We start from the raw sequence: 25,024 nt of genomic DNA, 5'->3' as shown, positions 1-25,024 counted from the left end.
CATAATCTGCTGTCCCCAACAGCAACTTTAAGAAATAGCAAGGAGGTAATATGGAGATTCTTAGCATGAGTGACTTGCAGATAAGTTTGATCATTATCGGCATCATAATTATCGTTGCAGTTGCCATTTTTAACTGGCTGCAACAACTGCGTTATCGTCGAGAAGTACAAGCGGCATTTGAGCATAAACATGATGATATCCTCTTGGACGCACATCATTCTGACGAACCTTTTCAACGTATTGAACCGAAGTTTAATAAAAAAATATCGGATGTAACGCTTGATACTTTGACTCCAGCTGATGATCAAGTTGATTTACCAACGGTTGAATCAAAGAAAACATCAGTTACATCAGCCGCACATCCAACCATCAATATTCCCCAAACAAGCACCTCTATAAATTCCGCAACAACCTCACCGCTGCTTGACTATGATAGTAATACTAATTACATCGTCAATATTCGATCAGGCTCAGTTATTGCCAATACTCACATTGCCAAGCTGTTACAAAGAAAATTTGACTTTGGAAAACCGGTTTATTGGCTGGGACAACATGATAAAAATGAACCATGGGAAGAAATCTCCAATGAATCCAATGTGGACAGTGATGGTTACTGTCACTTGAAAGGCTGCTTGCAACTTGCCGACAGGGCTGGCCCTATCAGCGAGGTCAATTTATCCAAATTCAGGGATTTAGTTCTAGATTTTGCATCACAGGTAAATGCTTCTGCAGAATGTCCTGATATTGTGAGTGCACATGAGAAAGCCGTTATGCTCGATAAGTTTTGTGCTGAAGTCGATGTCATGATAGGCATTAATATCATTAGCAAAGACGACGGTGCATTTGTTGGTACTAAGATTCGGGCACTGGCGGAAGCTTCCGGATTCAGACTGGAAACAGATGGATTATTCAAATATCGCGACGATAGCAATAATATTCTGTTTACATTGAATAATTATGAATCATCTCCATTCCTACCTGAGAATATTAAATCATTAACTACACATGGCGTAACTTTTCTGTTGGATGTACCAAGAGTTGCCCATGGAGAAAGAGTATTTGATCAAATGACGCATTTGGCCAAGATTTTCTCCAATACCCTTGGTGGAATCGTAGTTGATGATAATCGAGTTCCGTTAAGCGATAGTGGATTGCAAAAAAGTAAACAGCAACTGCTGGAAATACAAACTTTAATGAAAAAGAATCATATCAACGCGGGTAGTCCTAGCGCCTTACGATTATTTGTATAACAAAAATTTTCACAAAAATACTAAAGATAAGTACTTTAGTCTCCGTAATCGCTACAAAGTCTGTTGATTATTTATAAAATAAACATTAAAAATATATTGTTATAAAATTCTTCTCGGCATGGATATTAAGATATTAATACAAATTATTGATAATTAATTAAAATTTATACTCAAAAAAACAAGAATAATTATGGATTGCTGTTTTGATCGGAAACCAGGGCACGATAACAGAATTTCAGACTTGGTTACTCAATAACCTTTTAATAGTTCAAAAATTTGTGCCCTATGGAAACAGAACTGAAATCTTTAGAAGAAAAAGTTTCATTACTTTTACGTATGTATCAAGATACCCGCGTAGAAAATAAGAAATTACAGAAAGAATTGGCGAATTCTCATCATCAATGTGAGGAATTAAATGAGAAAATACATGTTGCTGCTGACCGGCTTGAAGCGCTTTTATTGAATATTCCTGAAAATGAATAACTCCATTTTCAATGTAAATATTATCGGTCGTGAATTCAGTATCGCATGCACTGACAAAGAATGTGAAGAACTTCAACTCGCTGCCGTTTATCTGGGTAATAAAATACAAGATATCAAAACAGAAGGAAAAATTATCCATTCCGATCACATCGCGATTACTGCGATGTTAAAAATCACCCATGAATTGTTAATATTAAAAAGCATCACAAGTTTTGACATGGATGAATTTAAGCGTAGAATTATTATCCTAGAAAAGAAAGTTGATGAAGCAATAACAATGGAAGTTTAGAAATAAAATTAAGGTGTTAATCCCTGCGGTGTTTGTTAAGACTTATATTCTTTGAACCATTTTTAGAAAATGGTTGTGGATTTTAGTGATACTGTTGTGCGCGCCATTAATGGATGTGCCTGATGTATCCGTGAAGCAACCGCCTTGGACCTCATGGTTCAAGATGATGGTCTAACGGCATATGTGGGGAGCTTATTTCAGGACAAGAAATGTTTAGAAAATGTTTCTTGTTTTTTTAGTTGCAGTAGTCGCGACCCGCGTATTGCTTCAATCAAAAATCATACTACTTTTAGCGGTACACCTCATCACAAAAAGTGAGGTAATGGACGCCCACTACCCTAAACGGCATCGAAGTGCCAAAGTAGTGGTGCAATAAAGCCCACTAAATAAGAGAGGAGCGTCCGACATGAAGATTACAACGATAGGCATTGATTTGGCAAAAGAAGTATTTCAGATTCATGGCGTGGATATGTATGGTAAGGCGTTGCTGCGCAAGCAGTTGCGCCGTAGCGAGATGTCAAAGTTTTTTGCCAATCTGGAGCCTTGCCTGATTGGGATGGAAGCCTGCGGTAGTTCACACCATTGGGCGAGAAAGCTGTGCGAATTTGGGCACACCGTCAAGCTCATGTCACCCCAATTTGTCAAACCCTACGTCAAGACCAACAAGCATGATATGGCAGATGCGGAAGCGATCTGCGAAGCGGTAAGCCGACCCAACATGCGTTTTGTATCGATCAAGAATATTGAGCAACAAGCCATTTTGTCAGTGCATCGTGCCAGGCAAGGTTTCGTCAAAGCCAGAACCGCACAGGCAAATCAGATACGCGGCCTGCTTTCTGAATTTGGTATTGTTATCCCACAAGGGATCCGTTCGATTATCAATCGGGTGCCGGATATTCTGGAAGATGCTGGAAACGATTTACCAGGATCAATGCGTCATTTACTGAAACAGTTGAATGATCATCTCAAACAACTAAGTCGACAAATAGAAGAGTTGGAATTGCAGATCAAGCTGTGGCACAAGGAGAACGAAGCCAGTCAAAGATTGGAAGCTATTCCCGGTATTGGCCCGATTACGGCGAGCGCCATTGTTGCAACAGTTGGAAATGCCACAGAGTTCAAGAACGGCAAGCAACTTTCGGCATGGTTTGGATTGGTGCCAAAACAGTGCTCCAGTGGTGGCAAGCAGATATTACTCGGCATCAGTAAACGTGGCGACACTTATCTGCGCACTTTGCTGATTCACGGAGCAAGAGCAGTCATCCGTTTTGCTGAAAATAAGGAAGAACCAGAAAGCTGGTTGCGTAAACTGATAGCTCGACGCAACAAGAATATCGCTGCTGTTGCACTAGCGAATAAAAATGCTCGTATTATCTGGGCGTTGCTCGCCCAAGGCACAACATTCCACCATAATCGCGCTACGACATCAGTTGCTGCCGAGCATGATTATGGTGTTGCATAGAAATTTATTGATAGCACTGCAGCAGATTTAAGGAGAAAAATTTCAACCGATTGCACGGGCAATCATGACAATGATGGCGAAACTGGTCAGACCGTGAGTAGCTAAACCTAAACAGCACACAGTGCATAGAGCACGCTGAGGTGATAAGGCGCTACTCAGCAAATTCCATCAGGGGCAGGGGCAATGCGCCTCATACAAAGTCCGGATGTATGGCAGCAATCTTTACCTGCTCAAAATCATTGACTGAAAGCTTGGCAGAAAGTGGGCGTCCATGTATGTGCTGTCAAGAATGGAGTCCATTGGTTTAAGCAACAAGCAAATTTGCATAGTATTGCTGCGTAAATTGTGCTGGTGAAAAATAATCCAGCTTTTTCTGTTTTCTCTGCCGGTTATAGAATATTTCTATATATTCGGTAATCTCCTGGATGGCTTGTTGCCGTGTTTTGAATCTTCTATGATGCACCAGCTCGGTTTTAAGTATCCCCCAGAAGCTTTCCATCGGTGCATTATCATAGCAATCACCCTTACGACTCATGGAAGCAATCATGCCAAATTGTTGCAATACATTCTGGTAATCATGTGCACAGTATTGGCTGCCGCGGATGCCCTTCTAAATGTCAAGCAGCAATTTGGATACTATTGATAAGATTGTTGCGTTTTTTCAGAATGTAATAAACTTCTCGCGCAATATAGCGTTTAAGGCACCGCAGCGCCTCAAGTTTAGTGTGACCCTGAGTTAAACGCTTTTCAACATACTCTTTAGTTTTATTGTCCGTCCTTAGTCGTCCAATAGCGATAATATGCAGTGCACTATTAGCGGCTCTGTCACCGCCGCGATTCAATCTGTGTCTATTGACCTTGCCCGAGGAAGCAGGAATTGGATTTACACCGCATAATGCGGCAAAGCTAGCTTCGGATTTTAATCGATCCGGATTGTCTCCCGCGGTAATGAGTAATTGTGCAGCAGACTCATAACCAATGGCTTTACCTGCAATCAGATCGGGAGCAAGTTCATCAACTATGGCTGAGATCATGACATCCCGATCCGCAATCTCATCATGCAATTCCAGATATCGCCGTGCAAGAGATTTCAATGCGATTTTGTATGCAGTTGATATATTACGATACCCGCCCAGATCTGGCCGCCAAGTGACAAGAGTACGGATTAATTGCATGCGAGTCAGTGCACGGAGCGGTTCCCGAATCGACTCTGGTGCGGAAATAATATTCATTTGGATCATTTGGAGTGCGATACGTCTAGCTGCAATGGCAGTCTTCCTACATACCTTTAGAACTCGTAACGACTCCACCATGCCATCTCGTGTTTTAGGTGTGACGGTTCGTATTCCAGCAAATGCAGCATGGGCCGCATTTTCCGCATCGATTGTATCGTTCTTGCCGCGTCTGCGTCGATCCATTTTATCAGGTGAGGTAACTTCTAAAATTTCGACGTCAAACTGCTGCAGATACCTTAGCAAACCCGCACCATAAGTCCCAGTGCATTCTATTCCAATGCGCTTGACCTCACCAAAAGATTGCATCCAATTCATCAGCATTGATTTGTATCCTTGCCGTGTTGTGGAGAAAGAATTACTGGCAAGCACTCGATCGTAAGTATCGACTACGGCTGCGAAATGTATGTCTTTGTGGGTATCAACTCCTCCAACTATGCCATGATGATTGTCATCCATTCTCAGCTCCCTATTTTTGAATGATGTTATTGATAGGGATTCACCGAAACCGATTGCCGGGACAAGACAGTAATGAGATAAGCGATCAGGCCCTTCTTGGGTCACAGACAATGGCGAGGTGAAACCTCACCGATAGATATTGCCAAATAACCGACAGATCCAGGGAATGACACTATTGACGGTCTATCGCTCTGAGAGTCAGGAAACTTGGCAATTCTTACGGTACCAGAATTCCAATAATTACTCATTCAATAATTGAGTCAAATCATTATTGAAATCTGGTGCAAGTATTCTTACTATCGCTATGGTGAATCACTTTGCCCGGTTTACGAGTGATTAACGCCATGTTCAACGCACTGATCACCAGGCTTGCTGTCATGGTTTCACCGAAAGACCAGCCCACTACCTTACGGCTGAATACATCGATGACCACGGCCAGGTACAGGAACCCTGCCCAGGTAGGAATGTAAGTCATGTCCGCAACCCATAGTTGATTGATGCTAGCTGCCTTGAAATGGCGTTGCACTAAATCCGGTGCAGGGCGGTCACGCTTATTCCGATGAGTCGTGATCACAAAGCCTCGCCTGCGACTCACCCCTTTAATTCCAGCTTCACGCATCAACCTGCCTACGCGCTTATGATTGACCCTGACTCCACGATCGGCTAATTCAACGGTAATGCGGGGACGGCCATACGTACAATCGCTGGTACGGTATATGGCCATGATCTGCTCGATCAATCGACAGTTGGTAATGGCCCGTCGGCTGGGTGTGCGTTTTGCCCAGTCATAGTAACCGCTGTGCGATACACCGAGTGTCTCGCATAGAACACGAGCCGGAAATTGGGCCCGGTTTGCCTTGATTAATTGGTACACCTTCCCCATCAATCCTTGTTGTTTGCAAACCAGGCCGTAGCCTTTGCCAATATGTCACGCTCCATCTCCACACGCTTGAGCTTCTTACGCAATTCCAGCAGTTCCTGCCGTTCGTTGGCACTCAAGGAAGCAACACTCGATGTCGCAGCGAAAGCAATTGCCTGGCTTGATCTAATTGGTACACCTGCTGCTCGACACCAGGTTTGTATCGAAGTGTAGTGGCATCCAAATTCCTTGGATAATTGCTTGGGGCATTTGCCTAATGCTACCAATTCCACCATCTGCTGACGAAACTCCGGTGGGTAAGCAGGTTTGTAGTTTTGTGTCATCTTACTTCTCCTTTAAACAGAACATAATGTGTCCGTTCAAAGGGGGCAACTCCAATGTCCCATTTGAGAGTTATACGTCAACATCAGATGAAGGCGTCCATTCCATTGACCGCCGACCGAAATGATGGTGACATTTGTCGATAGCAACAAAGCGGAATCCGGGGTCGAGCCAATCTGCAATGAAATCTGGATTGCCCCGTCGAGCTACTACGAACACAAAGCGCGCGAGCGAGATCCCGATCGATTGCCTGACCGCATCAAGCGGGATATGAGACTAGAACTTGATATACAGCGGGTATGGAAAGACAATTTCCGAGTTTATGGTGCTCGCAAAGTATGGCGGCAGTTGCTGCGAGAAGGTATTGGTGTTGCTCGTTGTACGGTCGAGCGGTTAATGAAGAAGCTTGGAATACAAGGTGTTCGACGCGGCAAAAAGTGTTGGACAACCATTTCGGACGATTTGCTTGACCGGCCAACGGACAAGGTTAACCGGCAATTTGATGTAATGGAATGGACGCCCACTACCCTAAACGGCATCGAAGTGCCAAAGTAGTAGTGCAATAAAGCCCACTAAATAAGAGAGGAGCGTCCGACATGAAGATTACAACGATAGGCATTGATTTGGCAAAAGAAGTATTTCAGATTCATGGCGTGGATATGTATGGTAAGGCGTTGCTGCGCAAGCAGTTGCGCCGTAGCGAGATGTCAAAGTTTTTTGCCAATCTGGAGCCTTGCCTGATTGGGATGGAAGCCTGCGGTAGTTCACACCATTGGGCGAGAAAGCTGTGCGAATTTGGGCACACCGTCAAGCTCATGTCACCCCAATTTGTCAAACCCTACGTCAAGACCAACAAGCATGATATGGCAGATGCGGAAGCGATCTGCGAAGCGGTAAGCCGACCCAACATGCGTTTTGTATCGATCAAGAATATTGAGCAACAAGCCATTTTGTCAGTGCATCGTGCCAGGCAAGGTTTCGTCAAAGCCAGAACCGCACAGGCAAATCAGATACGCGGCCTGCTTTCTGAATTTGGTATTGTTATCCCACAAGGGATCCGTTCGATTATCAATCGGGTGCCGGATATTCTGGAAGATGCTGGAAACGATTTACCAGGATCAATGCGTCATTTACTGATGCCCTTCTAAATGTCAAGCTGCAATTTGTGCGCTATTGATTAAATTATTTCTCTTTCTCAAAGTGTAATATACCTCTCTTGCGATATAACGTTTAAGGCAACGAAGTGCTTCAAGTTTAGTGTGACCCTGAGTTAAACGCTTTTCAACATACTCTTTAGTTCTGGCGTCTATCCGCAATCGTCCTATAGCAATAATATGCAGCGCGCTGTTAGCCGCTCTATCACCCCCACGATTTAACCTGTGCCTATTGACCTTGCCTGATGAGGCAGGAATTGGATTGACACCACACAACGCCGCAAAGCTAGCTTCAGACTTTAAGCGTTCCGGATTGTCTCCTATGGTAATGAGTAGCTGTGCCGCAGATTCATATCCAATGGCTTTGCCTGTAATCAGTTCGGGGGCTAATTCATCAACAATGACGGAAATCATCACATCCAAATCTGCAATTTCGTCATGTAACTCCAAATATCGTCGTGCAAGCGATTTCAATGCAATTTTGTATGCAGTTGATATATCACGATACCCACTCATATCTGGTCGCCAGGCAGCAAGGGTACGGATTAATTGCATTCGAGTCATTGTGCGTAGTGATTCACGAATCGCTTCTGGCGCAGAGATAATATTCATTTGGATCATTTGTAGTGCGATACGGCGAGCTGCAATGGCGGTCTTCCTACACATCTTGAGAACCCGTAGCGATTCGACCATGCCATCACGCGTTTTAGGTGTGACGGTGCGTATACCAGCAAATGCTGCATGCGCCGCATTTTCCGCATCAATTGTGTCGTCTTTACCACGTTTGCGCCGAATTGTTTTATCTGGTGCAGTAACCTCTAAAATTTCGATATCAAATTGTTGTAAATATCTTAACAAGCCTACACCATAAGTCCCTGTGCATTCTATTCCAATGCGCTTGACCTCACCAAAAGATTGCATCCAATCCAACATTGATTTATAACCCTGTCGCGTCGTTGGGAAAGAATTACTGGAAAGTACTCGATCATAGGCATCGACTATAGCGACGAAATGAAGATCTTTGTGTGTATCGACTCCCCCAACAATGGTTTGATGATTGGATAATGATTGATTATTCATTTTCGTTCCCCATTTTGAATACAGTTATTGATAGGGATTCACCGAAACCGATTGTCAGGACAAGACAGTAAAGAGATAAGCGATCAGGCCCTTCTTGGGTCACAGACAAAGGCGAGGTGAAACCTCACCGTCAGATGTTGCCAAGTAACCGACAGATCCGAGGAATGACACAAATTGTGGTCGATCAGAGTGGGGGTCAGGAAACTTGGCAACCCTTACGGCACCAGAGCTCCAATAATTACTCATTCAATAATTGAGTCAACTCATTATTGAAATCTGGTGCATGTATTCTTACTATCCGAGTGAGCAATGAGTCCTTTGTCCGGATGTTTTTTCGCTGTTGCACGAAATAATGCCTGTATAACCAGGCTCCTGGTCATTCTCTCATTCATGGCATAGCCTACCAGTTCTCCATTAAACAGATCCTTTACGCCAGCCAAATACAGCCAACCTTCGTCTGTAGGGATGTAAGTGATGTCACTGACCCACACTTTATCAGGTGCGTTAACAGCAAATTCCCGGTTCAGAATATTGGGCGCAACCGGTAAATGATGTTTAGAATCGGTGGTCGCCTTGAATTTCAGTTTTTGCTTACAACGCAAGTTCAATTTCTTGCGCAATGTTCTAACGCGGTATGGCGTGGTTTGTACTCCGTGATCCGCCAAGTCATAATGCAAGCGCTCGGCATTGTAGGTCTCTCGTGTACGTTGGTGTGCGGCCAGTATTTCTATTTCCAGTCTTGTATTCTCCTGCTTACGTTTACAGACCGGGCGAGTCCTTTGGGCATGAAAGCCGCTCTCGGAAACATCAAATGCCCGGCACATGAGCGCAATCGGATATTTTTGTCGCATCGATTCAATCAGACCCTCTTTCACCACCAAATGTAACAACTAAGCTTCGCGAAATACGTCACACATTTTTTATAAAATCACGCTCCATCTTGACTTCTGCTAATTCACGTTTAACTCTGGATAGCTCTAACTCAAGTTCAAACAGCGGCTTCTGATGCTTGCCTACTGTAGTGAGCTCTCCTCGTTTGTCAGTATAAACCCAATTCTTTAGTGTCCCTTGGGGTAACGACAGCCGTTTTGCTGCTTCAACCAGAGTCAATCAACTTTCTTTAAAAACTTAACTGATTGCTCCCGAAATTCCTGACTATATTGGGTGCGGGGTAATTCCATTTTCACCCTCCATTTCATGTCTTCATTTTATGAAACTTCGGATTCCTTGAAAATCAGAATACTTCAACTTACTAATAGTTGTAATTGAAAATTGTATTTAAATGCCGCCGCAAAGATTCACTCGTTTGTTCGGAATATAATATTTGCAATTGCTCTCCATTCGCTGCAAAGAAAGCCAATGCAGCCGGACCGAACCCATGGTTATCTGCAAACCGTTTGCCTTCTGGCGTATTGATATCAGCTACGATAAATGCAACATGTTGCTCGAAATCATCTCTTACCGCATTCATGGCAGCCATGGTATCGGTGCTTTGAAGTATATTGCCGTCATGCACCAATACAACCGCGTTAGTCCCTTGACCTACGACTGATAGATCCTGTGAGAAACCTCGTGGAAGCAGGCTTACTGCAATAACGATAACCAACACTATGAATGAAAATGTAATCAGTTTGGGCCAAATATTTTTTGTATTCGATGCTGCATTATTCGTTGTGGGCATGTTTCCTTTTCTCTCTCGATCGTTAACAAAGTCGGCCAGCCAGACTCAAGTAGTTGCAGTGGCTCGGATAGCGCGGGGGTTCTTGTAATTCTGCGGAGAATAGCGAGATTCTGCAACAAAAAATCAAGAAAATGTGAACCGCAACCCCCATTAGCAAAAACCGCGGTTTGTGATGTCACCTTTTACATCTACAATCAATTTTCCTCATCCGCGAGAACTAAGAAGCGATTGAGCAGAAGCTTGGCGACACCGATGCTGATATATTTTCATATGCTATTTGCGGTTACAAACCTCAGAAGCAGCTGACGAAGAAATTCTTCTATACAACCGCTCCGTCATTTTCCAATGGCTTTTTCTCCGGCTTGAGTAGATCCTCGCGCTTGACTCCCAGAAGTACGATGATAGAACTGCCCACCATAATTGAAGAGTAAATGCCAAATAGTATGCCGATTGTCAGAGCTAACGAGAAATAATACAGCACTTCGCCGCCAAATATGAGCATTGCAATTACAACCATTTGGGTACTACCATGCGTGATGATTGTACGCGACATGGTTTGCGTGATCGCACCATCAATTACTTGTGTCACTGAAGCTTTGCGAAGCTTACGGAAATTTTCTCGAATACGATCAAAAATAACTACTGACTCGTTCACTGAGTAGCCCAATATGGCTAAAACTGCAGCTAGCACTGTCAATGAAAATTCCCATTGAAAAAAGGCAAAAAAACCGAGAATGATAATGACATCATGTAAATTTGCAATAATACCGGCTACACCAAATTTCCACTCAAATCGCACGGCCAGGTATGCCACGATACCTAACGAAACGAATAACAAGGCGAGAGCGCCATTCTCCAATAACTCCTGACCCACTTGCGGCCCAACAAATTCCACCCGCCTCATCTCAACCGAAGAATCAACTTCGCGCAGCGCATTTAAAACAATCTCGGATAATTGAGCACTGGAAAACTCTGGTTTAATAGGCAATCGTATTAAAACTTCTCTTGAGGTGCCAAAATTTTGTACACTTGCATCGGACATCTCGAGAGCTGTCAACACACCACGTATTTTTTCCAAGTCTGCGGTTTGACTATAGCCAACTTCAAGTACTGTTCCTCCTGTGAAATCCACGCCCAGGTTGAGCCCCTTTGTCGAGATAAAAAAGACCGAAAGAATAAACGTTGCGATTGATATAATTGCACCCACCCGCCTCCACTTCATGAAAGGAATGGTATGCTTAAATCTGAATAATTCCATGTTGTATCCTTAGTGATGGGTTATTGCTGTCTATTCTTTTTTACGTCGGCTGATTTACGTTTACTTTTAACCTTATCAATTGCTTTGGAAGTCGTTCCGACTTTAGCTGAGATTTTTGTTGAGCTTTCGTCCTGGACCATGACTGATGCTTGACTGACAATATCCGTTTTTACATCACTCACATCGATCTGTTCGCTGCGCTTAGGTTTTGTACTAATTGTGGTTTCAGTAACCTCATTCTCAGGGAAAAGATCGATTTCTCCGTTAACTAAAGAATCGTGCTTCGGTATCCAGACCACTCCGATAGGAACATTGTCAAGTTTGCGAAGATTTCCATACATAAAATTAACCATACCTCTAGACACAAAAATTGCCGTAAACACGGAAGTCAAAATACCCAAACACAGCACTACAGCAAAACCCTTAACCGGTCCCGAACCAAACGCAAATAAGGCAATGCCTGCAATCAAGGTGGTAATATTAGAATCCAGAATAGTGCCAAATGCACGTTCATACCCTGCGTGAATCGCCAGTTGCGGAGAGGCACCAGCCCGCAACTCATCTCTGATACGTTCATTAATCAGAACATTGGCATCGATCGCCATGCCTACTGTTAAAGCCAGCGCGGCCATTCCTGGCAAGGTCAGTGTTGCTTGCATGAGCGATAATAAACCTACCAGTAACAACAAGTTAAATCCCAGTGCAATAGAAGAAATAACGCCAAACGCTGTGTAATAGGCGATGATGAAAATGGCAACGGCGAGAAATCCATACAAGGTTGAATTAAATCCTCGAGCAATATTATCCGCACCCAAACTTGGGCCAACAGTGCGTTCCTCGATAATATCCATGGGTGCCGCTAATGCACCTGCACGTAATAATAGCGCAACATCCCGCGCCTCCAGGCTAGTCATGCGTCCACTGATCTGAACCCGACCACCGCCGATCTCCTCACGAATAACCGGTGCGGTTACGACTTCTGCTGTATTTTTTTCAATCAGCAGAATGGCCATTCTTCTACCGACATTCTCACGCGTTAATTGTTTAAAAATGCGCGATCCATTATTATCCAGGCTGATGTGTACCGCCGGTTGGTTATCCTTATCGAAACCCGGTTGCGCATCGGTAATGCGTTCACCAGTAAGCAAAACCTGTTTTTTAACGAGAATTGGACTACCGCCACGCTCCTGGTGCAGCTCTGTTCCAACCGGAACTCTGCCACGTAAGGCTGCATCAAGATCATGTTCGTCATCAACCATACGAACTTCCAGCGTAGCCGTCCGCCCCAAAATATCTTTTGCTTTAGCAGTATCTTGCACACCCGGCAATTGAACAATTACGCGATCTGCACCCGCTTTCTGAATGATAGGCTCGGCCACACCTAATTCATTGACACGATTACGCAGCGTAGTGATGTTCTGCATTACGGCAGAATCCTGCATACGTATCTGAACTTCCGGTTTGATGGCAGCAATGAGATGATATCGATTCTCGACATCTTCTGTACTTAATGCGAAATCCGCAAAATTTGATTTTAATTCCGCTTCTGCCTTTGAGCGTGACTCAACATCACGAAATTTTATCACCAGTTTTTTGGCTTGCTTCTCAAGACCGGTGTATGAAATCCTTTTCTCGCGCAATGTACTACGTATATCGATACTATAACGATCGAGTGACTTCTCAATCGCCCCTTCCATATCAACCGCAAGCATGAAATGCACTCCACCTCGCAAATCCAATCCCAGATACATTGGCAAGGCTCCCAGGTTTGTAAGCCATTGCGGAGAATTGGGAAGCAGGTTCAAAGCAATGATATACTCGTTGCCCAGCGCGGATTCAAGTAAATCTTTCGCTTTCATCTGCAAATCCGTGTCGGCGAAACGAACCTTAATGCTGCCTTCCTCAAGAATAATTCCATTCATCTCGAGATTGGCTTGTTTCAATGTATCTTCGACTCGTTGCAAAAGTGCGGTATCAGAGCTTGTAGAAATTCGTATAGGAGAAATCTGTATTGCTGGAGATTCGCCATAAAAATTCGGCAAAGTGTAAAGCAAGCCGAGTAGCAGTGAAACCGCAATAATCAGGTACTGCCAAAGTGCGTAGCGGTTCATGGGTATCAGTTAATTAAGTAAGAGTAAAAGACAAACAAAAGCAGGGATTAAATAGCTAACTCCCTTCTTGTCAAACGTAATTATTTCTTTTCGATATTTTTATCAGCTTCAGTGGTAATGACTTCTGCAGTTTCTTCAACAGCTTCAGCTCTATTACTTTCTGATGCAGCTGATTTTGCCATTTTTGATTTGGGCGCTTTACTTTTGGGTTCAATGCTCTTCAGCGTTCCTTTAGGCAATAAGGTTTGCACCGAGGATTTAAGTACCGTGACCTCCATAGCCGGAGCAATTTCGATAATAACGTAAGCTTCACTCACATTGAGTATTTGCCCCAAGATACCACCATTGGTAATAACTTCATCACCTCTTTGCAATTCTTCCACCATTTGCTTATGTTCTTTGGCACGCTTAGCTTGAGGACGAATGAGCAGAAAATAAAATAAAACAAGTATACCGATCATCGGTAATAAGGTGACCCAGCCTGCATCACTTTGCGCTGTTGAAGAAGCCGCTTGTGCAAATGCATCATTAATCAGCATCATGTTCTCCCTTTGTTAAAAGGGCACATATTAGCATGATGACCGCTTATGCCTGAAATTCTTGTGCATATTCTTCAAATCGCCGATTTTCAATCGCACTGCGAATCTCTGACATAAGATTATGATAATAAAATAAATTATGCACGGTATTCAAGTGCGCGCCGAGCATCTCATTGATACGTTGTAAATGGTGCAGATAGGCACGACTAAAATTTAGGCACGTATAGCATCCGCAGTGTTCATCGGGAGGTAATGTATCTAAGCGATAGCGACTGTTACGCAATTTGATGATGCCATTGCGTGTATACAACCAGCCATTGCGAGCATTGCGAGTTGGCAGCACGCAATCAAACATATCAACACCTTGAGCCACTGCATGAACAATATCAGCAGGCGTTCCAACACCCATCAAATAGCGCGGTTTATCAGTTGGCAGCAGCGGTGCAGTGTGTCTTAGAATACGTTGCATATCCACTTTGGGCTCACCGACAGATAATCCACCGATAGCGTAACCATCAAAACCGATCTGATTCAAACCTGCAAATGAATGTGTGCGTAGATGTTCGTACATGCCCCCTTGCACGATGCCAAACAACGCATTTGGATTTTCCCCGTGCGCTTGTTTGGAACGCTCTGCCCATCGCAGACTCAACTCCATCGATAGCTTAGCGGTAGCTTCATCTGCCGGGTAAGGCGTGCATTCATCAAAGATCATCACGATATCGGAATTTAAGATACGCTGGATTCGCATTGATTCTTCCGGAGACAAAAAGCAGTTATCGCCATTGACCGGCGATTTAAAATGAACGCCCTGCTCAGTAATTTTTCGCAACTTCCCCAGGCTATATACTTGGAATCCACCTGAGTCTGTTAATATCGGATTGTGCCAATCAATGAAATCATGTAGCCCGTGATGTACTTCGATTACCTCCAATCCAGGCCGCAACCATAGATGAAACGTATTCCCCAGAACGATCTGTGCATGAACTGCCCGCAACGCCGCAGGGGACATACTTTTGACCGCACCATAAGTTCCCACTGGCATAAAAACGGGTGTTTCGACTGTACCATGCGCCAAAGTCAATGTACCTCTACGGGCTGCCTTATCCGTAGAATGCAATTGAAATTTCATAACTCTCTCTCAATTAGCATAGCGTCTCCATAACTAAAAAAGCGATATTGCCCTTTAATCGCATGCTGATAAGCTTGCCGAATATTTTCCATACCGGCAAAAGCGGAAACCAACATAAGTAAAGTCGAACAAGGCAGGTGAAAATTGGTTAATAATCGATCAATCACTTGAAAGCGATATCCAGGAGTAATGAAAATCCGTGTATCACCATAGCCCGCAACTAACCCACCCTGATGAAGCGATGCGCAGGTTTCCAGTGCTCTCAGAGATGTCGTTCCAACCGCGAGGATCCGCCCCCCCGATATTTTAGCTTGCTTAATTGCATCAGCGGTGGATTGAGGGATGTGATAAGTCTCACGATGCATTATGTGATCGGCAATATTTTCCACACGGATCGGCTGAAATGTTCCCGCGCCCACATGTAAAGTGACATACGCAATAGTTACACCGATGGCTCGCAATTGTTCCAGCATATCAATATCAAAATGTAAACCGGCCGTTGGCGCGGCAACCGCCCCAGGGGTTCTGGCATACACTGTTTGATAACGCGCTTCATCGATCATCGTAGCAGGACGGGCAATATAAGGGGGCAAGGGTAATTGACCATAACTCTCCAGTAATTCCGCAACGGTTTTTTCATGTTCAAAGCGCAAGGTATAAAATTCTTGTTCCCGCGCAATTACGGTTAATGAAATTGCATCAGCCAGAACGAGTTGTGAATCCAGTTTTGGTGCATGACTGGCGCGGACGGTGGCCACAACATGACGATCATCCAGCACGCGTTCCACCAGTACTTCCACTTTGCCGCCACTGGCTTTTTTACCCAATAGGCGTGCTTTGATTACTTGCGTATCGTTAAAAACCAAAACATCCCCAGCGCGCAAGAAATTAGGAAGACTAGCAAATAAGGCATCCTGCCAATGATTATTGATACTATCCAAATAGAGCAAGCGGCTACCAGTACGTTGCTCAGTAGGAAATTGTGCAATTAATTCGGTGGGTAAATAAAAATCAAAATCCTGAGTTTTCATCCTATGTATTATACCGATCAACAGGTTTCTCACCCATGCTGCTGGTAACAACAAATAGAAATGTTCGGTTTTTTAGCAAAAAAGCTATGTTAAAAGACAGGGAAAAGAATATCAAAAATTACTCGAAAATAGGCAGGCTGAACTTTTCTAACTTCCCCCGCCTCACTACTCGTATACCTCGCCCTGTGAGGCGAGGTCGCTCATTGACTATTTCGACCAGAAAAATGATGCTATTGGAACATTTCCAATCGACGGAATTATTTGCAAAACAATATTAGTTTTTTCTATCAAATACTTGCACTATTTCACAAACAGCCATTTATACAAAAACAGCCGTTAACTTTGCCAGCAATCCATCAATCATAGGCTGGAAAACACCCAGGAAACCGGGCAGTTGCAATATGCCGACAATAAGTATCAATAAACCGCCCGCAACTATCCCATATTTAAGACCTCGCACAAAATTTGCCGATGCGGGCGCACGAGTATAGGTTTGATTAGAGAATGCTAAAAATATTTTCAGTATCCCCAGTAAAACACCCGCAGCTATACACCCTAAAAACAAATGCAGCGCACAAAAAATTCTTTTAATTAAAGGTTCATCAGCAAATTCTAGACTTGAGAAACGAAGACAAATGATAATTACAAACAATAAAATAAGGGAGTTCCAGAAACCTCCAAATCTCATTCTGATCTCACTTTCCATACTCATATAATCTCTCCATTTAAAATAAGTACATACAACAGCTTGGTAAAAATCGTTGACACAATTTGTTAAGTTAAGACTCAATCCATCAATTCTGTACAGCCACCTATTTACACTCAGTATCCATAAGACACTCATACTTCTTCACTTTATAGCTTGAAGATTATAGCGAAATTAACCTGGAATGTAGTCACGCGAGCAATAAATTTCTTATTATTTTGATACCTTCATATGCATGTCAGAAAAATGAATATGAATAGCCGGGGTGAAGATTAAGATTTTATACAGGGGTAATCATTAATAGAAATAATCACCCCAGAAAACGCATAGTAAAAGATTAAGTCGCAGAAATTAAACCAAGACTGTCAAAAACATAAGGAAACAGCTTATAGCCAAAAAGCAGAAATCAGCGGATCAAGAGTAGCTGCGTAACTGGATGGAAGTATTGTTTGACCGATCTCGGGTGGTTCAAAACCTGCCATGGCAGTAACTAAACTGTCAACTTGGCTATCCAGCAACATCAAACCTCCAGCCGTTTTAAACTGCTCAACGTGAGCGCCCGAACTCAGGTACCAATCTTTGATTACCAATTTATCATGGCTACCAATGATACTTACTTCAAGATTATTGCCCCCACGCTGGAACCAAATCTGTTCCGGGATGATATCTGACAGAAATTTAACGGTATCCAACACACCCAAAGCGGGATCATTTTCGACAATGATATCCTTGCCATATCCACGCCCGAAGGAGTAAGTATCAGTGCCTGTTCCGCCAATCAGCAGGTCATTACCAACTCCACCATCCAACGAATCATCGCCGGTATCGCCAAGCAAAGTATCCGCACCGCCCTTGCCCGACAACATATCGTTTCCTGCACGACCCCATATAATATTGGCAGCCGTACTCCCGGTTATTTGATTGGCAGTCGAATTGCCAATACCAATAATCGCCCAGGTTCCTGACAACGTTAAATTCTCCAGATTATCACCGAGTGTATACGAAATGGATGCAATCACCGCATCGCGGCCGCCATTAGCATTTTCAACGACCCTATCCCAAAAACTATTCAATAGGTAAGTATCATCGCCTGCACCTCCAGCCATGAAATCAATCCCACTCCCGCCATCCAACCAATCATTCCCGGCGTTACCGTTTAACACATCATTACCTGCTAATCCGCTGAGTGTATCATTTCCATTCCCGCCACTCAGTTTGTCCGCACCTGATGTCCCATTGATATCGATGTCCAAACTACTAATATTGATATCGAAGATATCCGCAGCGGTTAGGTCACCGGTATCTTTGGCAGTAATCATCACGCTCAATTTTCCAGGTGTATCTGGTGTACCGCTGATTGCACCTGTTGTCGTATCAAAGCTGAGCCAGGCCGGCAGTGAACTTCCATCGATCAGGGCCGCACTGTAAATAAGCCTATCGCCATCCGGATCGACAAATGTATTGGGATTCATCACATAGCGGAAGTTCTCGCCCGCAACTGCCACTTGATCTGAGAGCGCAACCTGCAAATGAGGAGCCTGATTATCTTTCAATTTGGCTTTCACTGTTGCCAAATCCCAAACAGTGTCATCCTCCTTGAACTTGATCTCTTCGACAGAAAAGGGGGTCACACCATTATTTTCCAAGTAGCTTTGAATAATAAGTGTATCTCCGGTACCGATAATAGTTAACACTAGATTATCTCCCGAACGGCTAACACGAACTTCATCAGGGATTACGGCATAATCAAATTGCACTACATCGACCTTTCCAGTAGTCGCGTCATAACTATTGATCGTATCCTGACCTGAGCCTAAACTGAATAAGTAAGTATCATCACCGGTACCACCCGTGATAATGTCGTCACCTGTTCCGCCATTTAGAAAATCATTACCAGCACCACCATCAATCGTATCGTTCCCACCTTCACCGTAAATTACGTCATTCTCAGTTTTACCCGTAAGGCTATTGTTCATTTCTTGCGGATTCAGAGTGGGTACAGGGCCTGCAAGCGCGATCAGCTCCGCCATTGTCAATATCATCCCATTACCAAACTGAATACGCTCCAATCCCATACCAGTGAGATCAGTCGAGTTTGGCAGCACAATCTCGACACCACCCCCCGTCCATGTTACGGTCAGGGCAGCATGCATGGTCTGGGTATATAGCGCATCTTCAAATTCAGCCTGGCCCCGCACCCCTTCGACGACAAGTTGTTCCCAGGTAAAAGCGATATCATCCTGGTTAATCCCTATCAACCTAAGCAAGTCCTGTGCTATAGGTTTTACTTCCTGGGTCAAATAAACATTCGGGGCATTCCTGGAATAATCCCACCAATGCGCCAGTTGCGTTCCTGTGTCCCAAATCCTGTCTACTCCCAATTCACCAATGAGCATGACATATGTATCTTGACTGAACTTGCCATCCAGAAAATCAGCCCCATCACCACCGATCAGCGTATCTCTGTAATAACTACCATACAGCGTATCATCCCCCGTATTCCCATAGGAAAATCCACTCATACGCGACTCGGTATCAGTAAAATACGCCACCTCATTACTAAGCCAAGGGATACCGGGCGCATAGAGAATATCGTCCCCGCCACCACCATCGATCATCGATATCTCATCCGAAAAACGATTGCTTCCGTAACCTTCGATAATATTGTCGCTGCCACCGCCCTGGATTCGTTCAATTTGCGTATTGATGGTCCTTGTCGTTTGCCAGTACTGTTGAATCACATCGGGTGACGCTGGAACCTGATTATTCGTTATGAAACCAACAATCACACCATTCTCATATACAAGCTGCATGTCATTGATGACTGTCGCGCCTACCAGAATTCCTTGATTGTAAATTTCATGCCATTCAGAAAATGGAATAAATTGCTGCACTACTGATGGACTAGTTGCTGGAGGAATAGTAGAGGGCGTATTGAGAACATCGATTGTGGAAGATGAAGAATCCCTGCTATAAGATTGGCGTTGAATATTGGACGTATCAGCAGAATTCTCGAGTAATGTAAAACGTTGCACAACGATATTCGCTTCATATGCAGACACCAAACTAGCACGATAGGTGGTTTCATCCACTCGCGCATACAACCCGTGATGCGGGTCACGGGTGTTACCAAGCAAATCATTTGCCCACTGCGCGCGTGCTGCATCCAGAAAATCCATTTGTAATTGCGCGATATCGAGGGCGGGCGCAGGCCAAGCCAGCCAATCAGCCATTCCAACCGCCACGTTATTTTCTGCATGGATTACCCAGGTATGCTGCGATACGTAATAATCTTTGATTGTTAATGTCGTACCGCCACCACGCAACGATAGAATCAAATCATTCCCGGTACGTACGTGACGCAAATCAGTCAGTAATGTACTTTCTGTCAATGCAACAATACTCGTACCTGCTGCTGATTCCACCACCCTATCGCTGCCCAGTGAGGTCCAACCATAAAGATAAGTATCATCACCATCACCGCCCACCAACAGATCATTACCGGCATTACCATCCAGAATATCGTTACCTGCATAGCCTTCAATATGATCATCGGCGACTGTTCCAATCAAGACATCATCGCCCATCGTCCCACCGAAAATATTTGCCGCCAGCATGCTCATTTCATTAGCATCTATCAGCGAATTGTCGTTCAAGCGCAATGCCGTTACATTGGGTCCTTGAGTAAACCAGCTTTGAAAAAGGATACTGTCTTGACTCCCCTCAATACGCATAAGCAGACTACCATCAGCCAATTCAAAGAAACGCAGATCACTGGCAACGATACCCGCGCCTAGTTGAACTTCATCACCAGCCGCATCCTCGCTGTTTGCTGAAGTGATAATATCGGCACCATCTCCACGATTGAATACATAAATATCGGCGCCACTGCCACCCGTATTGTGATCAGCACCGGCGCCACCTTGCAAAGTATCACTGCCCTCTTGTCCGAATAGCGCGTCATTACCTGCTCCGCCGATAATCCGATCATCACCTGTATCACCAAGGAGGTGATCGTCGCCACCATTCCCCTTAAGGGTATCGTTGCTAATACTGCCCTGAATCAAATCTGCACCCGCGCCTCCATAGGCTTCTACGATTGATTCTTCAGAACTGATCTCGATTGATGACAAATTCAGAACCACTGCTTCGCGCAGGTGCTCACTCGTCCAGTTTTCCAGGTCAATTGAATTGCCACCATAATCAAATTGAATCTGTGTACTCATCCCGTAAAGAGCATTTTGTAGATCGAGTACTCCACCATTTCCCAAAGTAATGCGTAAGATATTGGAATCACCTAACCATTTCACACCTGATGGCGCATTCGATGCTACAACGCTGGAATTAGCCAGGGAATCTTGTGGCTCACTGCTTAATTCCGACATAAAACTTACTGGAGCGCCGGTATTTCCGGCATCGGCCAATCTGATAATATTATTCCCTTCCAGGTCACTGATGAGGTCGCCTTCTTCAACATCGATGTAGATATCATCACCCGTCCCGCCATATAACTCATCATTTCCTGTACCGCCAATGAGTGTATCGTTACCACCTCCACCAAAGAGCTGATCTTCGCCTGCGCCGCCATCAAGAAAATCTTGACCCTGATATTGCAAAGAAATCCCTCTCTCATCGCCAACAAGTACATCTCTGCCTGCACCACCAGCAAGAAAATCGGAACCTCCAGCACCCACTAGCCGGTCATCACCATTACCTCCGCTCAAGTAGTCATTACCATGCAAAGATGCATCCAATTCGAAATGAGGATTATCCCCCAGCATCAGATCATCTCCATCATGTCCAAGAATAGTGTCGTTGCCTGCTTCTCCAAAAATCACATCACCATCAGCACCCGCATCAATAAAATCATTACCACCCCCCGCAAAAATCCAATCTTTCCCAGCACCGCTTGAAATCACGTCATCCCCACCAACAGCTTGGGCAACTTCTGCGGGTGACGCACTGAAATTATATTTACGGCTATAGGTGATAATATTATCTTTAGTAATTGTCTCACGACTGATTTTCCAATCTCGATCGACTGACTCGATATTGCGGTCACTTTCAATAGTGTCATCTCCACCCAAACCTATCAAAATATCTTTACCTGCGCCTCCCATCAGAATATCATCGCCAGCATCGCCGATAAGCGTATCATTGCCCACATTGCCATCGAGTAAATCACCCCTTCCTCCGCTACCGATCTGTGTTCTGCTCAGGGTGTAAGCTGCATCCAAACTATACTCGGTTTTTGCATATAGCCTGTCGTTGCTTAATTGCCCTCTGATGATGTCGCTATCGGCATCTCCCACTATGACATCGTCATCTATACCGCCAGCCAGAATATCCTCACCGTCTCCCCCTTCAATACGGTCTTTACCATCCTTACCATCGACTTCGTCATCACCTCCAAGACTTCGGATATGATCATTCTCGGTACTTCCATACAACACATCTTCGCGATCTGCCTCTTCCTCTGCACCGACAACAATATTACCAAACTCGTCAAAATCAATAGGATCTTCAGGTTTCAGATCACCCAGGATGACACGATCCAATACCGGTGCTTCGTCAAGTGCATTATCGCCAAGCGCGACCCCTAATTTACCATCACTCCAATTCTTGATCCGAACCCTGGCACTGTCGGTGCTGCCGACAAAACTGATCAACAGATCATACGTGCCGTTATCTTGAGCAGCACGAAGATAAACCAGACTATTCTTCTGATCCATCCAAGTATCACCGATTCTTATCCAATCCTTATTATTGGATACACCACTTCTGCCCTGAGCAACCACAGAGCCGAATTGAATTACTCCAACCCCATCAGTATCCAGCACGGTATCGATACCATCACCCGGATTGATAATATAAGTATCTAGGCCTGATCCACCTTCCAGATAATCGTTGCCCTCAAGCCCTTTCATTATGTCATCGCCGCCGCCGCCATAAAGGTGATCTTCAACAGCTGATGCCGCAGGATTATCCGCATCGTTGCCACCAAAAAAATAACGTGGTGTGCTGCCTGATAACTCACCTTGTGAAATCTTGTAACCTGTAGCCACATCTTCATAATAATCGTTAATATTTTGATAGCTATGATTACCTGAACTGAACGTAACTGTCGAATCAAGCGGGTTTTTGTCCTCAATATTGAACCAGTTTTTACGTATCAGCATCGTCATGCGATCCACCAGATATGATGATGTCAGCGAACCCGAGCCGCTCTCCGGATTGAAGCGATCAAGCGCCCCGTTCGAATTGAAAATACCATAATCTATACTTACCCCCTCGAGGATGAAAGGATTGAGCGCCACAAGCGCAAAGCGCGCTGCCAGGCCCTGTTGACTATCACTCTCTACCCTGGTGATAATATCGCTGCCAGTTAGGTCGGATAACAATGCTAATTGAACCTTACCCACAGAATCTTTAAATCGAACACTGTTCTGTAATTCGTAAAGATTGGTATAAAATTTGTCGCGATTACCTGTTTCAGTCTTCTGATTATCAGCAAGCATAATTTTGCCACCCGCAGGGTTTAGCAAAATAGTGCGCAAAGCATCAAGTCCGGATTCAAGCGTTTTACTGTTGGATGCTCCAGCCATATCCTTAGTGGAACCAAAAGCATCGATGAGTTTCCTCAATTGTTCTTGATTCAGAGTCGGTGTCAGTTGGGAATAAACTGAATGAACCGCCAAGGCATCGACTAGCAGACTAATGCTATGATTATTGAACGATTTTTCTGTTTGGATACTGACAGACGAACCCAGTTGATAACCTAAGCCTGCGATAACAGGAAAACCCTCGGAACCGCGTATATTCCAAACATTATCTGGCGCTATGTTACTGATACCAAGAACACTACTCACTGCATTTGCTAAATTACCCTGCAAACCACTAACTCCGGGTGCATTGTAGAGATAAGCATCAGTGACCTGCGAATAACTTTGCTTGACTGCTGCAGCCAAATAACCTCCCAGACTGTGACCGCTGACAGTAAAACTGTGATTCTGCAGTACATTGGGATCATTCAACCAAGTATCGATTTGTAATTTGAGTACGATAAATTGAGGATTGAGAAACGGAGGTATTGCTGAAGCCAATATTCCATCAGCAAGTAAATCATTAGCCGCAAATTCGGTTCCCCGTATCGCAAGATATTTAGCACCACCTTCTTTCGCTTCAAAAACAGTGGCTGAAACTCCGGTAATTGGATCGGTGTATTGATCTGCAACTTGCCAGTTATTGACGAACTCGGCAGCTTGAGAAAGAGGCATACCGACAGTATCATTGCTGGTTAGTTCTTCAATTGCAATTGTTTTGCTCAAAAACGTACCATACGCTGCTTGGCTCAATTCAGCTTGAATAGTATATGTTGCGGTATTATTCATTCCTGCTGCTCCTCAATTGATTTTATAAAGATCTTTTTTATCAAAATAGTAGAATTAGCCTCTATAACACTTGGACATTGATACGATGAAGGCACCCATGGCCCCGGTAAATCACCCCCACCTCTGCTATACAAAACAAACTCGCCTAGTAATTTTATGTCAGCTTTTCGAATGATCTTGATATGGGTTCGCTTCATGACTGTCTCTTGAGGTCCATTAGCAGCAGGATCGCCTTTTTTATAATAATGAACATCCCATTTGAAGATATATTTAGGTCCTAGCGATTCTTCTATTTTCTGATCAGATTGGTAGAAAATAACTTCTCCTCGATCATTAAACATATCTGGTGGTAGCGTTACCGTTTTATACACTCTGATACCCCCATCGATCGCACATAGACGATCCACCTCCCTATCCAACCGCGCTTTTTCTGAGAAGAGTGCGGCATAAATGACTGATAAAACAATCATAAGGAAAACGATTCTTTTCATACGGAAAGACCCTTTTATATTTGACGACAATTAATTCAACACAAAGTCGTATTTCACTTTTACCCAATTCCGTA

General features: G+C 44.1%; 17 protein-coding genes, 1 other RNA gene and 4 pseudogenes. 7 read left to right on the top strand and 15 right to left on the bottom strand.

Features of this window, described 5'->3' with window-relative positions:
- Window positions 1-65 precede the first annotated feature (65 nt).
- The 5 genes from ATY38_RS08250 to ATY38_RS08230 all read left to right on the top strand — a co-directional run bounded on the left by ATY38_RS08250 (window position 66) and on the right by ATY38_RS08230 (window position 3,484).
- Window positions 66-1,250, top strand: coding sequence for a cell division protein ZipA C-terminal FtsZ-binding domain-containing protein (locus ATY38_RS08250; protein ID WP_235590220.1), 1,185 nt, complete (start codon window positions 66-68; stop codon window positions 1,248-1,250).
- A 285-nt stretch (window positions 1,251-1,535) separates the two neighbouring features.
- Window positions 1,536-1,733, top strand: coding sequence for a hypothetical protein (locus tag ATY38_RS08245; RefSeq protein WP_062558880.1), 198 nt, complete (start codon window positions 1,536-1,538; stop codon window positions 1,731-1,733).
- Window positions 1,726-2,022 carry a cell division protein ZapA gene (locus ATY38_RS08240; protein ID WP_062558879.1) on the top strand — a complete coding sequence of 99 codons (297 nt, stop codon included), beginning with the start codon at window positions 1,726-1,728 and terminating at the stop codon, window positions 2,020-2,022. Before ATY38_RS08245 ends, ATY38_RS08240 begins: the two co-directional genes overlap by 8 nt.
- Window positions 2,023-2,039: 17 nt before the next feature.
- Window positions 2,040-2,216, top strand: a non-coding RNA gene (gene ssrS, locus ATY38_RS08235) — 6S RNA.
- A gap of 212 nt (window positions 2,217-2,428) precedes the next feature.
- On the top strand, window positions 2,429-3,484 hold the full coding sequence (locus ATY38_RS08230) for an IS110 family RNA-guided transposase (RefSeq protein ID WP_062558878.1): 1,056 nt from the start codon (window positions 2,429-2,431) through the stop codon (window positions 3,482-3,484).
- A gap of 304 nt (window positions 3,485-3,788) precedes the next feature.
- Here the strand turns inward: ATY38_RS08230 and ATY38_RS08225 are convergent.
- The 4 genes and pseudogenes from ATY38_RS08225 to ATY38_RS08210 form a co-directional block, all read right to left on the bottom strand.
- Window positions 3,789-4,085: pseudogene (locus ATY38_RS08225) on the bottom strand (IS3 family transposase); the annotation flags it as partial.
- A 16-nt stretch (window positions 4,086-4,101) separates the two neighbouring features.
- A complete protein-coding gene (locus ATY38_RS08220) occupies window positions 4,102-5,175 on the bottom strand; it encodes an IS110 family RNA-guided transposase (protein ID WP_062558876.1) in 1,074 nt (357 codons plus the stop codon).
- Window positions 5,176-5,443: 268 nt separating this feature from the next.
- Window positions 5,444-6,058 (bottom strand): IS3 family transposase, encoded by a 615-nt coding sequence (locus ATY38_RS08215; RefSeq protein ID WP_062558875.1) that lies wholly within the window; start codon window positions 6,056-6,058, stop codon window positions 5,444-5,446.
- Window positions 6,058-6,378 (bottom strand): transposase, encoded by a 321-nt coding sequence (locus ATY38_RS08210; RefSeq protein ID WP_062558874.1) that lies wholly within the window; start codon window positions 6,376-6,378, stop codon window positions 6,058-6,060. The genes ATY38_RS08215 and ATY38_RS08210 overlap by 1 nt, the downstream gene beginning before the upstream one ends.
- Window positions 6,379-6,535: 157 nt before the next feature.
- Here ATY38_RS08210 and ATY38_RS08205 point away from each other — a divergent pair.
- Together ATY38_RS08205 and ATY38_RS08200 are read left to right on the top strand one after the other, a co-directional pair.
- Window positions 6,536-6,877: pseudogene (locus tag ATY38_RS08205) on the top strand (IS3 family transposase); the annotation flags it as partial.
- A 95-nt stretch (window positions 6,878-6,972) separates the two neighbouring features.
- A pseudogene (locus ATY38_RS08200) lies at window positions 6,973-7,515 on the top strand (IS110 family RNA-guided transposase); the annotation flags it as partial.
- Between the two features lie 12 nt (window positions 7,516-7,527).
- On the opposite strand, the gene ATY38_RS08195 reads toward ATY38_RS08200, so the two are convergent.
- The 11 genes and pseudogenes from ATY38_RS08195 to ATY38_RS08140 all read right to left on the bottom strand — a co-directional run bounded on the left by ATY38_RS08195 (window position 7,528) and on the right by ATY38_RS08140 (window position 24,950).
- Complete coding sequence (locus ATY38_RS08195) at window positions 7,528-8,610, bottom strand: IS110 family RNA-guided transposase (protein WP_062557699.1); 1,083 nt, start codon at window positions 8,608-8,610, stop codon at window positions 7,528-7,530.
- 266 nt (window positions 8,611-8,876) lie between these two features.
- A pseudogene (locus ATY38_RS16520) lies at window positions 8,877-9,791 on the bottom strand (IS3 family transposase).
- 71 nt (window positions 9,792-9,862) lie between these two features.
- Window positions 9,863-10,291 carry a hypothetical protein gene (locus tag ATY38_RS08180; protein ID WP_062558872.1) on the bottom strand — a complete coding sequence of 143 codons (429 nt, stop codon included), beginning with the start codon at window positions 10,289-10,291 and terminating at the stop codon, window positions 9,863-9,865.
- Window positions 10,292-10,610: 319 nt separating this feature from the next.
- On the bottom strand, window positions 10,611-11,549 hold the full coding sequence (secF, locus tag ATY38_RS08175; RefSeq protein ID WP_062558871.1) for a protein translocase subunit SecF: 939 nt from the start codon (window positions 11,547-11,549) through the stop codon (window positions 10,611-10,613).
- Window positions 11,550-11,569: 20 nt separating this feature from the next.
- Complete coding sequence (gene secD, locus ATY38_RS08170) at window positions 11,570-13,660, bottom strand: protein translocase subunit SecD (protein ID WP_062558870.1); 2,091 nt, start codon at window positions 13,658-13,660, stop codon at window positions 11,570-11,572.
- Between the two features lie 80 nt (window positions 13,661-13,740).
- A complete protein-coding gene (yajC, locus tag ATY38_RS08165; RefSeq protein ID WP_235590219.1) occupies window positions 13,741-14,202 on the bottom strand; it encodes a preprotein translocase subunit YajC in 462 nt (153 codons plus the stop codon).
- A 43-nt stretch (window positions 14,203-14,245) separates the two neighbouring features.
- Window positions 14,246-15,331, bottom strand: coding sequence for a tRNA guanosine(34) transglycosylase Tgt (gene tgt, locus ATY38_RS08160; RefSeq protein WP_062558868.1), 1,086 nt, complete (start codon window positions 15,329-15,331; stop codon window positions 14,246-14,248).
- Complete coding sequence (gene queA, locus ATY38_RS08155; protein WP_062558867.1) at window positions 15,328-16,362, bottom strand: tRNA preQ1(34) S-adenosylmethionine ribosyltransferase-isomerase QueA; 1,035 nt, start codon at window positions 16,360-16,362, stop codon at window positions 15,328-15,330. The genes tgt and queA overlap by 4 nt, the downstream gene beginning before the upstream one ends.
- A 319-nt stretch (window positions 16,363-16,681) precedes the next feature.
- Window positions 16,682-17,074 (bottom strand): hypothetical protein, encoded by a 393-nt coding sequence (locus ATY38_RS08150; RefSeq protein ID WP_150102843.1) that lies wholly within the window; start codon window positions 17,072-17,074, stop codon window positions 16,682-16,684.
- 380 nt (window positions 17,075-17,454) lie between these two features.
- A complete protein-coding gene (locus ATY38_RS16860) occupies window positions 17,455-24,459 on the bottom strand; it encodes a calcium-binding protein (protein ID WP_062558866.1) in 7,005 nt (2,334 codons plus the stop codon).
- Window positions 24,456-24,950 (bottom strand): hypothetical protein, encoded by a 495-nt coding sequence (locus ATY38_RS08140; protein ID WP_062558865.1) that lies wholly within the window; start codon window positions 24,948-24,950, stop codon window positions 24,456-24,458. Before ATY38_RS08140 ends, ATY38_RS16860 begins: the two co-directional genes overlap by 4 nt.
- Window positions 24,951-25,024: the final 74 nt, after the last annotated feature.

Source organism: Nitrosomonas ureae (genome assembly GCF_001455205.1).
Classification (GTDB): domain Bacteria; phylum Pseudomonadota; class Gammaproteobacteria; order Burkholderiales; family Nitrosomonadaceae; genus Nitrosomonas; species Nitrosomonas ureae.
This window is presented reverse-complemented; position numbering and strand designations above follow the sequence as displayed.

Excerpts from the sequence above, each read along its gene's own strand:
- ATY38_RS08240 (WP_062558879.1), top strand. The coding sequence starts at position 1,726 with ATGAATAACTCCATTTTCAATGTAAATATTATCGGTCGTGAATTCAGT.
- ATY38_RS08140 (WP_062558865.1), bottom strand. The coding sequence starts at position 24,950 with ATGAAAAGAATCGTTTTCCTTATGATTGTTTTATCAGTCATTTATGCC.
- queA (WP_062558867.1), bottom strand. The coding sequence starts at position 16,362 with ATGAAAACTCAGGATTTTGATTTTTATTTACCCACCGAATTAATTGCA.
- ATY38_RS08220 (WP_062558876.1), bottom strand. The coding sequence starts at position 5,175 with ATGGATGACAATCATCATGGCATAGTTGGAGGAGTTGATACCCACAAA.
- ATY38_RS08230 (WP_062558878.1), top strand. The coding sequence starts at position 2,429 with ATGAAGATTACAACGATAGGCATTGATTTGGCAAAAGAAGTATTTCAG.
- ATY38_RS08195 (WP_062557699.1), bottom strand. The coding sequence starts at position 8,610 with ATGAATAATCAATCATTATCCAATCATCAAACCATTGTTGGGGGAGTC.
- ATY38_RS08150 (WP_150102843.1), bottom strand. The coding sequence starts at position 17,074 with ATGAGTATGGAAAGTGAGATCAGAATGAGATTTGGAGGTTTCTGGAAC.
- ATY38_RS16860 (WP_062558866.1), bottom strand. The coding sequence starts at position 24,459 with ATGAATAATACCGCAACATATACTATTCAAGCTGAATTGAGCCAAGCA.
- ATY38_RS08210 (WP_062558874.1), bottom strand. The coding sequence starts at position 6,378 with ATGACACAAAACTACAAACCTGCTTACCCACCGGAGTTTCGTCAGCAG.
- secF (WP_062558871.1), bottom strand. The coding sequence starts at position 11,549 with ATGGAATTATTCAGATTTAAGCATACCATTCCTTTCATGAAGTGGAGG.
- ATY38_RS08180 (WP_062558872.1), bottom strand. The coding sequence starts at position 10,291 with ATGCCCACAACGAATAATGCAGCATCGAATACAAAAAATATTTGGCCC.
- tgt (WP_062558868.1), bottom strand. The coding sequence starts at position 15,331 with ATGAAATTTCAATTGCATTCTACGGATAAGGCAGCCCGTAGAGGTACA.
- ATY38_RS08250 (WP_235590220.1), top strand. The coding sequence starts at position 66 with ATGAGTGACTTGCAGATAAGTTTGATCATTATCGGCATCATAATTATC.
- yajC (WP_235590219.1), bottom strand. The coding sequence starts at position 14,202 with ATGATGCTGATTAATGATGCATTTGCACAAGCGGCTTCTTCAACAGCG.
- ATY38_RS08215 (WP_062558875.1), bottom strand. The coding sequence starts at position 6,058 with ATGGGGAAGGTGTACCAATTAATCAAGGCAAACCGGGCCCAATTTCCG.
- ATY38_RS08245 (WP_062558880.1), top strand. The coding sequence starts at position 1,536 with ATGGAAACAGAACTGAAATCTTTAGAAGAAAAAGTTTCATTACTTTTA.
- secD (WP_062558870.1), bottom strand. The coding sequence starts at position 13,660 with ATGAACCGCTACGCACTTTGGCAGTACCTGATTATTGCGGTTTCACTG.